This is a genomic window from Haliscomenobacter sp. (genome assembly GCF_041740695.1).
GTDB lineage: Bacteria > Bacteroidota > Bacteroidia > Chitinophagales > Saprospiraceae > Haliscomenobacter.
Window position 1 is genome coordinate 1 of record NZ_JBGSLK010000067.1, and the last position, 11,702, is coordinate 11,702.

Here is an 11,702-nt window from a genome sequence, read left to right on the forward strand (position 1 = left end):
TTCACTTTTCACTTTTCACTTTTCACTTTTCACTTTTCACTTTTCACTTTTCACTTTTCACTTTTCACTTTTCACTTTTCACTTTTCACTTTTCACTTTTCACTTTTCACTTTTCACTTTTCACTTACATAATGAAACGTAAGGCAATCATTTGTCCAACAAAGCCAATAAAGTAGCCGCCGTACAAATCCATCGGCTCGTGGGCTTTTAAACTCAGGCGGGAAGTGCCCACCAACCCAGCCAATACTATAACAAAAAGTAACAGAGCCGTTGTACTGATTTCCAGCACTTGATTGCCTTGAAAAGGAATGGCGATTGCGTTATAATCAGGAAAATAACTCATCAGCAGTACCAACATCCCGATGATCCCGCCCATACCCACGGCGTGAGCGCTGATTTTGGAAAAAAGATTGATGAAAAAAGCCAGGAACAAGGCAATGGTAGTGCCCAAGGCAAAACTGGTAAACAAGCGGGGAATGGTGGTATTGTCCACTAAATTGCGGAACAGCCAGAGGTAAAAAATGCCAGTAACGATGTAAGGGATGATGCGTTCCTGCCGATCGGGCATTTCTAAAGATTGCACCAAACCGGTAAAACGCAACATCAGCACGGCAACCATTGGGATGAAAAAGGAAGACAAAAACACCCGCAAAACCAGTTGCATTCCAAAGGGCTCCGCAATGTTGTGCACCCCAAAAATGTAGGGATTGACCAGCAAAAACAACACCAACATGTAGGTCAACACCAGCAAAGGGTGAAAGATGACTGAAATGACTTTGGCAAAAACTTGCATGTCCGCTACTATTGAAAATTTTCGGGTCAAAGATAGATTTTAAATAGTTAGTTCCACAAAAGCGAAATCTTTTCCGCTGAACAAACCCAAATCGCTGAGTTTGAGATCAGGAATCACCAACAGTGCCATAAAGGACAAGGTCATAAAGGGCGCATGCAAAGTGGAACCCAAACTTTCTTTGACAAAATGGTCAATCTCACTGTACAGTTTGGCGGTTTGATAGCCATCGGCATTGGTCATAATTCCTGCTACGGGCAGCGGCAGTATTTTTTCTTCCTGCCGATTGACTGCCGAAATGCCTCCTTTAGTCCGAATGATGGCATTGACGGCTTTACAAATCGAAGCGTCATCCACACCCACGGCAATGATGTTGTGGGAGTCGTGCCCCACACAGGAAGCAATGGCCCCTTCTTTTAGTCCAAAGTTTTTGATAAAAGCAACCGCAGGTGTCGCATCGGCATAACGATTGACAACCGCGATTTTTAGGATATCTTGATTGACATCGCTCAGCAGCAAACCTGCTATACTGGGCAAATCAGCCCAACTACTCTTGGTGACAATTTCGCCATTGATGGCTTCGATGACTCTGATTTTACCCGCTTTGGCAAATGGAAGAGCAAAATCTTGTGGCTTTTTCAGGGAGGTATTGAACTGATTGGCTACACCAGCTTTGACTGATTGCAGCAGACTCTGCCCCCGCCGAGCCACCATTTGCCCATTGATGTAGGTTTCCACTACTTCAAAAGAACTCAAGTCTTCCACCACGATCAGGTCGGCCGGATCTCCTTCGCGCAATAAGCCCACCTCCAGTTTGTAGTGCTCCACGGGGTTGATGGTAGCCGCACGGATGGTATCGTACAAATCACAACCACTCATCAGGGCACGAGCCACCAGTTGGTTGATGTGGCCCTGGATTAGGTCGTCGGGGTGTTTGTCATCGGAGCAAAACATGATCTGAGCTGGAAACTGGGGCAATAAATCGATCAAAGCCGCAAAGTTTTTGGCCGCGCTGCCTTCCCGAATCAGCACTTTTACCCCTAGTTTTAGTTTTTCCAAAGCTTCATCGTAACCAAAACATTCGTGGTCGGTGCTGATTCCCGCTGCAAAATAGCGCTGCGCATCCGTTCCTCGCAGCCCCGGTGCATGGCCGTCGATGGGTTTGCCCAACTGTTGCGCGATTTTAATTTTGGCCATGACCCCCTCGTCGGCAAAAAGTACGCCAGGGTAATTCATCATTTCAGCAAGGTATTTCACTTCAGGCTTATCGAGCAAAGTTTTAACCCCATCCGCATCAATCACCGCGCCAGCGGTTTCAAAAGTCGTAGCTGGAACACAGGAAGGTGCCCCAAAGAAAAATTTAAATGGCGTTTGTCGTCCATTTTGAATCATGTATTCTACCCCGGCAATGCCCAACACATTGGCAATCTCGTGCGGATCAGATACCGTTGCGACCGTCCCGTGTACCACCGCCAGTCGGGCAAATTCGGAGGGAATCAGCATTGAACTTTCGATGTGTACATGGGCATCTACCAGTCCCGGCAACAGGTAACGCTGTGGCGCACTTTGTAAGGGGCGAATCTGTTGGATGAAGCCCTGGGAAATTTGTAGCTCGCCGGGAAAAATTCTTCTTTGGTGAATATCAATAATCTGGCCTTGGATGATCATGTTTTTTTATCGTTCTTTGAACTTTAATAGCGTAAATATGGAAAACTTTTGGTCCAATATAATCCTTGAGATAGGTAGTTTTCAAATAACTGGTGCACAATTAACAATTGCCTCTTTACAAACGCTCGGCTTGTTGGTACTCGACTGGCTGATCCTGTTCTGGTTGTTGCGCAAATTGTTCCGCCGATTCGATGTAGAACAGGTACGGCGGCGGCAAGTACGGCGGCGCTTTCAGCCACTTTTTTTGTACCTGGTCATCCTGACCTGGATGTGGACTTGTAAAGTGGACTATACCTTGTACCAGGATAAAATGCGTTGGATTGGGATTTCTACCCTGATCCAGGCTTTAATGTTTTGGCAAATTGCGTTCATTGTGGACCTGATTTTAGGCAGGGTCATTTTGCGCAATTTTTTTCAGACCCAGGGGAATTTAAAAAACCCGATCCTGGGGGGAGGCTCCAGTGGCCTGCAACGTACCTTGACGACTTCCAATCGATACATCAAATATGCGGTATACGTCATCACATTGATGGCGATGCTGAGTTTGTTCCAAACTGACTTCACATTTTTTGAAGGAAAAGTGGGTAAGGGTAATTATGCCCTCCGCATTTCCAATGTGCTGATCGCGTCCTTGGTCATTTTGATGGCGCAGCTCTTGATTTGGCTGATTATCCATTTATTTTTGGCCAATTTTTACCGTCGTCGCAGCATCAACATCGGGTCACAGTTTGCGTTCAACCAACTCGTCAATTACCTCATCTATTTTATTGCTGGAATGATCGCCCTGCATTTTGTTGGGGTGAATATTACGGTGATTGCCGGTGGCGCGGTCGCACTGCTGGTGGGCGTAGGGATTGGTTTGCAACAAACATTCAATGACTTCTTTTCGGGAATTTTGTTGTTGTTTGAACGTTCGGTGGAAGTGGGCGACTGGGTGGAAATTGATGGCCTGGTGGGCAAAGTTCGCCGGATTGGTCCGCGTACCTCCGTGGTGCAAACCCGCGACAACCGCAGTGTTATAGTCCCAAATTCCAGATTGGTCATCAACAACGTGACCAACTGGAGTCATGGTGACGATGTAGCCCGGTTTACGGTCGAAGTAGGTGTAGCTTATGGTTCAGACACCCAAATGGTAAAAGAATTGCTCATCGCAGCTGCCAAACAACACCCCAAAGTCCTGGAAAACCCTCCCGTCAATGTGCGAATGGTCTTGTTTGGGGATTCAAGCCTGGATTTCGAAGTCTATTTTTGGTCGAACGAATTTATGGGCATTGAAGATGTTAAAAGTGATATCCGTTTGGAAATTGATCAAAAATTCCGGGAACACAAAATTGAAATTCCCTTTACCCAAACGGATGTGTGGGTGAGGAATTGGGACACAAAAAAGTAAGCGAGACCAGTTCCATGGTTCCAAAGGCCCAACCGGTTACCGAGCGGAGTCGAGGTGCTGGTTGGGCCTTTGGAACCATAGAACTGGTCTCGCTTGGTTAAGCATTAGTTAAACCTACCCTTACTGCTTTTCTTTTCCCCAAACTTCCCGTTACATTATTGCAAATTTTCGTCACAAAACAAAAATAGAACTTCGATGAAGGAACAAACATTCAACCTCATTAAGAAAGCAATATTGGTTCTGGCCTTGGTTCCAGCTTTTACCCTGATGGTACAAGCCCAGCGCATTGCCAGTGTTGACGTATCCCGGATTCTCGAAAGCGTCAATGAATACAAGGCTGCTGGCGATGAATTGGACAAGATGGCGGCACGTTGGCGGCAAGAAATTGCGCAGGAATACGATAAAATCAAGAGCCTATACAACCGTTTTCAAGCGGAGCAAGTCCTTTTGAGTGACGAAGCACGCAGACAGCGTGAAGACGAGATTGTGAAGAAAGAATCGGAGGTTCGCGAAATGCAACGCAAACGCTTTTCACCCGATGGCGACCTGTTCCAGCGCCGCAAAGAGCTGGTACAACCCATCCAGGATCGCGTTTACGCGGCCATCGAAGCTTACGCAAAAGAGCGTGGCTATGATTTCATCTTCGACAAAGGTGGTTCAGCGGGGATGATTTTTTCTAATCCGCAGTACGACAAGACCGATGACATCATCAATCGCTTGAAATAATCCGAAAAAGGTTATTTTTGCGCGATTTTCGGACAATTCGAAAATTTAAAATCGCAAATACGGACAACAATGAACAAGTTTATGAAGACAGGCTTTATGTTCATCTTCGCAGTGTTTTGTACGGTAGCCCTCCAAGCTCAAAAATTTGGCTACATCAACTCACAAGCTATGATGGCGGAATTGCCTAAGGTGAAGCAGGCTGACTCTGATATGGAGGCTTATCAAAAGCAATTGCAAAAGAAAGGCCAAGATATGGTCACCGCTTTCCAAACCAAGGTTACTGACTTCCAGAAGAGAGTGCAGGATGGTTTGGTACCACCCAAGCAACAAGAAGAGGAAGAGAAGAAACTCGAGGAAGAACGCCAAAAGATTCTTGCTTACGAACAAGAAATGTCGCAGTTGCTCCAAACCAAAAGAGACACGCTATTGAAGCCTATTTTGGACGAGTTCAACACTGCCGTAAAAGCAGTGGCTACAGAAGGCGGGTATACTTACATTTTTGACCAAGGTATCTTGTTGTACTTTGATGCAACGATGGATGTAGCGCCTTTGGTAAAGAAAAAACTGGGACTTTAGTAGCCATCAGCGGTCAGCTATGAGCTATCAGCCATGAGCGCTGATGGCTCATGGCTGATAGCTGACAGCTCACAGCTCATAGCTCAAAGCTTCTTATGGCTCTCGCATCTCAACCCATTGGCATTTTTGATTCAGGAATTGGAGGTTTAACGGTGGCCAACGCCATTGTTAAAAAATTACCGAACGAAGAGATCATCTATTTTGGCGATACCGCCCACCTGCCTTACGGCGACAAATCCGCCGACGCCATCCGCTATTATTGTTTGCGCATCAGTAAATTCCTGCTTGATCAAGGCTGTAAGATGATCGTGGTCGCTTGTAATTCAGCTTCTTCCGCAGCTTACGATGTATTACTCGATTTTTTCCGCGAACAAGCCCTTTTTGTCAACGTCGTAGATCCATTGGTCAGTGCAGTAGCCAAAAAAGGATTCGACCGGGTCGGCGTAATTGCCACCAAAGCCACCGTACAATCAGGCATTTACCCCAAACAATTGCACCGGGTACGCCCCAGTCTGGAAGTAGAATCCCTAGCCACTCCCCTACTCGCCCCCATGATTGAGGAGGGTTTTGTGCACAACCAGGCCAGCAGGGCCATTTTGGATACCTATTTGGCCCATCCGGGTTTTAGCGACATTGAAGCTTTACTTTTGGCTTGTACCCATTACCCTTTGATCCGCACGGACATTGAAGCCTACTTCGAGCACCAGGTTGAAATACTCGATTCTACTTCGGTTGTCGCCGAGGAAGTGGCTCAGAAATTGGCGGACAATGGCCTCCTGAATCCAAAAAATACCAATCCACACCGCTTCTACGTTTCCGACTATACCCAATCCTTTGAAGAAACCACCCGCTTGTTTTACGGCGAAACCATCCAATTGGAGCATTACCAAATTTGGTAAACATCAATAAGCCTGTCGCAAACTGGCCGGAAATTCAGCTGGATACAATTTGATATCTTCCTTCCGATAAGGGTAATGTACCTCATCAAGTCGCCTGGTTTTGTGCATACAATAAGGGCTCTGAGAACAGGCTGCACATTTTTTGACATTGACTTTTTCCGCATCAAAAGATTCTGCGCCCTGCCGCAAAAACTGCTGAAAGCGATCCAAATAAAGCTGGTACAAGGCAAGGTTCTTGGGCTCTAAACTCAATTTTTTAACCCCTGCTTTATAGACATAGGCCTCCCCATCTTTAAAATCGTACAGCCAATACACCAGGTAGCCGTACTGTAACGGATAATCGCAGATATTGGCGAGATAAGTGAGTACCTGTATGAGGTGGTTTTTGAAAAAATAGAAGGGTATTTGCGCCCATTCTTGTTGCCGTTCCCGGTTTTTGGTGGCCAAAGTCCCCGCCCATTCTTCTTTGTTTAGTTTGGTGGCCGAGGGGTTCATGGGGTCGCGATACTGGATGAATTTTTCTTCTACCACAAAATATACTCCTTCTCGATCCTGAAAAATGTAATCGGGGCTGCCCACAAAACCAGTTTTTTCATTGCTGAATAATGGCGCATCCGCACCATGCCCGGTATAAACCGTTTCAGCGCGTAAAATTTTGGCAATCGCTGGATTTTGCCAGGCTCGGCGATAAAAAGGATCCGTTGTAGCCCCGCTTTTTTGCTTCTGCCTGCTCAACCGGAGGGATTCGTGCAATTGTTCGCCCATCGCGATTAATCCGTCCCCTGCTTCTAGGACCGTTTCAAAAGTATGGCTGATGGAAAATGCCGCTGGACAAAAGTTATACCGCGCCAACTGTGTGGCGGTAAAATGGGACAATTGGTGTCTCAGCAGTGGGATTTTCGCCGGAGCCTTTTTTAATTCCAGTTCAGCGACTAATGCATCAACCCCGGCCTTAGCCGAAAATTGCCAGGCTTTAAAAGGGTTTTTAGCCTTAGGGTTAAAATGATAGCGCCCCTTGCTCAGCAAGAGTTGTTGGAGGTATTGGTCAATGTCTTTTGGGGTTTGGAAACCCATGCGGCGCAAGAGGTATTGCGCATAACTCAATTGACGTGGTGTGTATTTCATGTGAAGCCTTGGTTGGTGAAACAATGAACCAAAGGCTGTGTAATGGTATGTAAAGGCCGTAAAAATGTTAAATTCTCCGCAATTATACTACATTTATTTTAAAATAAAAAAATAAAGCACAAAAAATTTTCCACTTGCACATTCCCAAAATTTTCCTATATATTTGCAGGAGGAAAAAAACAGGAACGTTTTCATTCAAGTCGGATGGAAACGTTCCTGTTTTTTTCTAATACAGTACGCCCAATCTTCATTAGGGACAACTGTAAGTTCCCCAGCGATTTGATGGCAGCAGCTGTAACCATAAGCAAAGGAAGCGTTACAGCACAAAACCCACCCAAGGCTTAATCCAAGTTGCAATTTTCTCATGACAACAAGGATCAACATTGGCATTCGGTCGGCGCGTACGCCCGACTGGGAAGGAGTTTAATCATTGTAAAATTTTAGTATTATGGTAATCAACTATTTAACTAAGGAAGGTTTTGACAAATTGACGGCAGAATTGGAAGACTTCAAATCAAGAGGTCGTGCTGAGGCGGCACGTGCGATTGCCGAAGCGCGTGAAAAAGGTGACCTTTCTGAAAATGCCGAATACGATGCCGCTAAAGAAGCCCAGGGCTTGCTGGAATTGCGCATCAACGACCTGGAAAAACAACTCGCAAACGCACGAGTTTTGGACTCCAGCGAAGTAGATATTTCTAAAGTGACCGTTTTGGCCAAGGTGACCATCATGAATACCAAAAACAAGGCGAAGATCACTTACCAGTTGGTTTCTGAATCGGAAGCCGACCTCAAAGCCAAAAAAGTATCGGTCAGCTCCCCGATGGGACAAGGTCTCCTGGGCAAAACCATTGGCGAAACTGCTATAGTAAGAACGCCCAACGGTGACATGCAATTTAAAATCATGGATATTTCGATTTAAGTGAAAAGTGAAAAATGAAAAGTGAAAAACAAGTACACCTTTTGGATTTCACCGTGCACTTTATTTTTTTTAACTTTTCATTTTACACTTTTCACTTTTCACTTTTCACTTTTTATTCCACATGGCTTCCATCTTTACCCGCATCATCAACGGCGAAATCCCCTGCTACAAACTAGCAGAAACCGAGGATTATTTCTCCTTCCTGGACATCCGCCCCATGGCCAAAGGTCATGCTCTGGTGATCCCCAAAAAAGAAGTGGATTACATTTTTGATCTGGATGATGACTACCTGATCGGTTTACATTTGTTTGCAAAAAAGGTGGCCAAGGCCCTGGAGGCAACAGTTCCCTGCAAGCGCATTGGCATTGCTGTAATTGGGCTGGAGGTACCCCATGCGCACATTCACCTCATCCCGCTCAATACCTTGCAAGACATTACCTTTACCAAAGCGGTAGTGGAGGTGAGCCAGGAAGAGATGGCGAGTATTGCGGCGGCGGTAGCGAAGAAAATAGTGAAAAGTGAAAAGTGAAAAGCGCACGGTGAATTCCAAATGGTGTACTTGCTTTTCACTATTCGTTTTTCACTTTTCACTCAAAATCACTCCCAACTGCTTTCCCGTATAGCATAAGCCTCGGGCGACAACCCCAAACTTTGGCCCCTTGCTTTGAGCAATTCTAACCGGCCATCGACCGTGCGGGTGTATACCAACCTTGTGGGTCCCATTTTTTCCATCCAAATATCCTGGAATCGTTCTGCATCTTTTTTCTTTTTCCCCAAACAAGTAGGTACGGGGAAATAGTACATCAATGGGGCCTGTGGATCAAAAGTATATTTCAACGCCAATAAATAACGTGGGTTTTCAATAGGATTAAGCAGTTCTTGCAGTGCATTGAGGTAAAGCTGGGCACTATGGGTGTCCAGGTTTTTGGGGATGACCATCAAGCCATCACTCGTTTGGGTATCAATTTCAAGCTGCACTTCTTGCTCCGTATTGGCTTCTAGCATACAATTTTGAGTGAGCATTTTGAACAAGGCTTCGGCTGGACTACTCCAAAAAAGCTGTGGGTCCTTGATCCGGCGTAAATTCAACCAGACCCCCAGAATAAAAGTGCTGTTGAACAAGGATAAATAAACCAGCCATCCGGCCAAAATAAACGTACCCAGCGCCAATCCGGAAAGAAGTCCCCATTGCCAAATAACCCACCCAATGAGCAGCGCATACAGCCCCATCCGCAAACCCAAACGCGGCCGATAAGTTCCCATACCGCTAAAATATTGGGTGATTTGAGGCACCCAGCGCAAGCGTCTCAATTGGGAAAAATCTAGCGCGCTCAATAGCAAAATGGCAGTTGCTATACCGAACAACAGATTACCCCAATCCCAACCAATAAACTGCCCGTAAGCAACCACCCCGAATGCCATTGCTATCCAAAGTGCTGCGAAAAGGTTAAAACGTTTAAAATCTCTGCGGTATACCCGGGTAGCCTGCTCCAAGGCTATTTTCCTTTTTCCGTTAAAGATTGGGTTGCGCTGATGCGGGACTCTGACCTTTTCTTGTACGGCATAGCCTTTTCCAATAGCCTCTTGCCAAACCTGTTGCAAACGGGGGCGCGCTTTGGCGTACACTGCCATATTGTAATTGAACTGCTCCAGTTCGGGAGAAGCCATAGGAAGGGCTGGCAAGGCAAAACGATCCATCCCACTCATGATGCTAGGCAGCGCATTTTGGGTGAGGCCAAAAAAAGTGGACATCCGCCGTTTCAGCATCAATACATCGCTTCCCCCGTCTGGTGAGCGAGGATCGATACAGGCCAGGTGCCAGATGTTGGCAGTTTTTTCTTTGAGTTGTCGATGTACCCGAATGGCTCTTCCCCGCATTTGGTTCGACAACACATGTGAACCCACAAAAGTGGCTAACACCAGCGTATTGATCTCCGGAGCATCCCAGCCTTCTCCCAACAAAGCAGTGGTTTCCACCATCCTTTTTGTAGGTGGTGGCATTCGTCCACAATTAGGGTTTCTACCTCCGCTTGCTGCAATTGGTTGATGATTTGGGGGTCTGTTTTCCAGGCCTGGTACAATGCCTGATAGGTACAGACAGTGAGCAAAGCAGGTTGCCGGAGGTCTCGACTGATCCAATCACAGTCGACTTCTACACCAAAATCCTGCATCAAACGCTCGATCCATTGCTCTCGAATGACCAGCGTTGGGGCCAGAATTAAGGTTTTGCAGTTGGCGCTGCGCATCAATTCCAGGCCAAGTATCGTTTTGCCTGAACCCGGCGGTGCCACCAAATGAAATTTGCGCTGGGTAAACAAGAGGTCGGTTTCTTCCAGGATTTTTTGCTGGTATTTTCGCCAGGGATGGGCAAAATGTAAATGCGGTGGAAACACCGGTTTGGGTTGATCAGGCATGGGTATTTAGTTTTGTTTGTAAAAAACTTAAACGAGCTTGTAAAATCGCTCTCGCACTTCCAATATCAATTCCTCAATTTTTTCCAAATCAGGCAGTTCCGGCAAGGTACAATGTTCATACAATTCATTGATGTAGGCAATTTTTTCCTCCGCCCGCAGGATCAAATCTTCGTATAAAAATTCCCCACGCCGAACGGCCAACAATTCCTCCCGGTTGGGTCGGCGCACGATCACTTCCCCATCTTTTAATATTTCCGCCGCCATATCCAGCAAGCGAAATGTATGCATCATGTTTTTAGCGTCGTAGTTTTTGCCGTGTTGCAAGGTGTTTTGATACCGTTCCTCATTGCGCAGTTTAACCCATTCCCAGTATTCACGGTAACTTTTACAGTAGGCAGAGTAGCCATCTTTGTTGAAGGACATAATGGCTAAAGGTTCGGTTCCTTTAGGCACGCTGCTCAAGGCAACTTCATTGGCACTTTCTTTTTGAATGACTCCACTGAATGATAATTCACCACTGTGGTCATAAAACAGGGCGTACATGTCCCGCATGTTGGGAATATTGACCAGGCCACAGCGTTCTTGCTGCAAATTATTTGCTTCCAGCCATTTAAGCAATGCGATCGAGCCTTGGTTTTTAACCACGTAACAAAAATGCAGGGGTGTTTTGCGCTCCGGTTCCTGCGGGTTGTGGATTTTTTTGTTGAGCCCGCGGGCCTTTTTGATTTGGGTGATCGCGTAGCCAGCAAAGGTATCCCGGCAGAGTTTGGACAAAAAATCACTCGGCTTGAACAACTCAAACAGTGGGTGCCGATACACGATACAATCTGCCGGTGCGTTCAGCATTTCCAGAATGTTGGGATTGTTTTTCGCCAACAATTCGGCAAAGCGCCTCAATTCATAAAACACCTCGTCATTGCTGGAGCTATTGACCTGATCGAGTTGGTGCAGGCCATAAAATTGCTTTTTGGGCAAAACAAATACCCCCTTGTAGTCGGTATCGGAAGTAGGCAAAGCCAGCCCATAAGCCCGGCTACCGTTGATGCTTTCGAGTAAAAGTTGATTGGATTGGCGGAGCTCGTTTAGGGTCATTATTGTAGGGTTGAGAAGGTTGAGGGAGGTTGAGAAGGTTGAGGCTACCGCAGTGGCCCTTGCACTTCGACTACGCTCAGTGACCGGGCCGCTGCGGTAGCCT

General features: G+C 46.3%; 12 protein-coding genes. 6 read left to right on the top strand and 6 right to left on the bottom strand.

Features of this window, described 5'->3' with window-relative positions; genetic code table 11:
- Positions 1-124: 124 nt before the first annotated feature.
- Positions 125-793, bottom strand: coding sequence for a hypothetical protein (locus ACEW9O_RS14090; protein WP_373550814.1), 669 nt, complete (start codon positions 791-793; stop codon positions 125-127).
- A 39-nt stretch (positions 794-832) separates the two neighbouring features.
- Positions 833-2,458 (bottom strand): adenine deaminase, encoded by a 1,626-nt coding sequence (gene ade / locus ACEW9O_RS14095; protein WP_373550815.1) that lies wholly within the window; start codon positions 2,456-2,458, stop codon positions 833-835.
- 37 nt (positions 2,459-2,495) lie between these two features.
- Between ade and ACEW9O_RS14100 the strand changes: the two genes are divergently transcribed.
- The 4 genes from ACEW9O_RS14100 (at position 2,496) to murI (ending at position 6,049) form a co-directional block, all read left to right on the top strand.
- Positions 2,496-3,848: a mechanosensitive ion channel family protein gene (locus tag ACEW9O_RS14100; protein WP_373550816.1), complete on the top strand. Its 1,353-nt coding sequence runs from the start codon at positions 2,496-2,498 to the stop codon at positions 3,846-3,848.
- Positions 3,849-4,043: 195 nt separating this feature from the next.
- Positions 4,044-4,574 (top strand): OmpH family outer membrane protein, encoded by a 531-nt coding sequence (locus ACEW9O_RS14105; RefSeq protein ID WP_373550817.1) that lies wholly within the window; start codon positions 4,044-4,046, stop codon positions 4,572-4,574.
- An 81-nt stretch (positions 4,575-4,655) separates the two neighbouring features.
- A complete protein-coding gene (locus ACEW9O_RS14110; RefSeq protein ID WP_373550818.1) occupies positions 4,656-5,150 on the top strand; it encodes an OmpH family outer membrane protein in 495 nt (164 codons plus the stop codon).
- A gap of 95 nt (positions 5,151-5,245) precedes the next feature.
- Positions 5,246-6,049 carry a glutamate racemase gene (murI, locus tag ACEW9O_RS14115; protein ID WP_373550819.1) on the top strand — a complete coding sequence of 268 codons (804 nt, stop codon included), beginning with the start codon at positions 5,246-5,248 and terminating at the stop codon, positions 6,047-6,049.
- Positions 6,050-6,052: 3 nt separating this feature from the next.
- Here the strand turns inward: murI and ACEW9O_RS14120 are convergent, their stop codons facing one another.
- Complete coding sequence (locus ACEW9O_RS14120; RefSeq protein WP_373550820.1) at positions 6,053-7,174, bottom strand: hypothetical protein; 1,122 nt, start codon at positions 7,172-7,174, stop codon at positions 6,053-6,055.
- A gap of 448 nt (positions 7,175-7,622) precedes the next feature.
- On the opposite strand from ACEW9O_RS14120, the gene greA reads away from it, so the two are divergent.
- The gene (gene greA / locus ACEW9O_RS14125; protein WP_373550821.1) at positions 7,623-8,093 is read left to right on the top strand and encodes a transcription elongation factor GreA; all 471 of its coding nucleotides are present in this window, start codon (positions 7,623-7,625) and stop codon (positions 8,091-8,093) included.
- A 121-nt stretch (positions 8,094-8,214) separates the two neighbouring features.
- The gene (locus ACEW9O_RS14130) at positions 8,215-8,622 is read left to right on the top strand and encodes an HIT family protein (protein ID WP_373550822.1); all 408 of its coding nucleotides are present in this window, start codon (positions 8,215-8,217) and stop codon (positions 8,620-8,622) included.
- A 68-nt stretch (positions 8,623-8,690) separates the two neighbouring features.
- Here the strand turns inward: ACEW9O_RS14130 and ACEW9O_RS14135 are convergent, their stop codons facing one another.
- The 3 genes from ACEW9O_RS14135 to ACEW9O_RS14145 form a co-directional block, all read right to left on the bottom strand.
- Positions 8,691-10,094 carry a hypothetical protein gene (locus tag ACEW9O_RS14135; RefSeq protein WP_373550823.1) on the bottom strand — a complete coding sequence of 468 codons (1,404 nt, stop codon included), beginning with the start codon at positions 10,092-10,094 and terminating at the stop codon, positions 8,691-8,693.
- The gene (locus tag ACEW9O_RS14140; RefSeq protein ID WP_373550824.1) at positions 10,007-10,507 is read right to left on the bottom strand and encodes a DEAD/DEAH box helicase; all 501 of its coding nucleotides are present in this window, start codon (positions 10,505-10,507) and stop codon (positions 10,007-10,009) included. Before ACEW9O_RS14140 ends, ACEW9O_RS14135 begins: the two co-directional genes overlap by 88 nt.
- A 27-nt stretch (positions 10,508-10,534) precedes the next feature.
- Positions 10,535-11,702 (bottom strand): DNA polymerase beta superfamily protein (locus tag ACEW9O_RS14145; RefSeq protein ID WP_373550825.1); only part of this gene is annotated, 1,168 nt, incomplete at its 5' end.

Coding starts and splice junctions, on each gene's coding strand:
- ACEW9O_RS14100 (WP_373550816.1), top strand. CDS start 2,496: ATGGAAAACTTTTGGTCCAATATAATCCTTGAGATAGGTAGTTTTCAA.
- ACEW9O_RS14120 (WP_373550820.1), bottom strand. CDS start 7,174: ATGAAATACACACCACGTCAATTGAGTTATGCGCAATACCTCTTGCGC.
- ade (WP_373550815.1), bottom strand. CDS start 2,458: ATGATCATCCAAGGCCAGATTATTGATATTCACCAAAGAAGAATTTTT.
- murI (WP_373550819.1), top strand. CDS start 5,246: ATGGCTCTCGCATCTCAACCCATTGGCATTTTTGATTCAGGAATTGGA.
- greA (WP_373550821.1), top strand. CDS start 7,623: ATGGTAATCAACTATTTAACTAAGGAAGGTTTTGACAAATTGACGGCA.
- ACEW9O_RS14110 (WP_373550818.1), top strand. CDS start 4,656: ATGAAGACAGGCTTTATGTTCATCTTCGCAGTGTTTTGTACGGTAGCC.
- ACEW9O_RS14130 (WP_373550822.1), top strand. CDS start 8,215: ATGGCTTCCATCTTTACCCGCATCATCAACGGCGAAATCCCCTGCTAC.
- ACEW9O_RS14105 (WP_373550817.1), top strand. CDS start 4,044: ATGAAGGAACAAACATTCAACCTCATTAAGAAAGCAATATTGGTTCTG.
- ACEW9O_RS14090 (WP_373550814.1), bottom strand. CDS start 793: ATGCAAGTTTTTGCCAAAGTCATTTCAGTCATCTTTCACCCTTTGCTG.
- ACEW9O_RS14140 (WP_373550824.1), bottom strand. CDS start 10,507: ATGCCTGATCAACCCAAACCGGTGTTTCCACCGCATTTACATTTTGCC.
- ACEW9O_RS14135 (WP_373550823.1), bottom strand. CDS start 10,094: ATGCCACCACCTACAAAAAGGATGGTGGAAACCACTGCTTTGTTGGGA.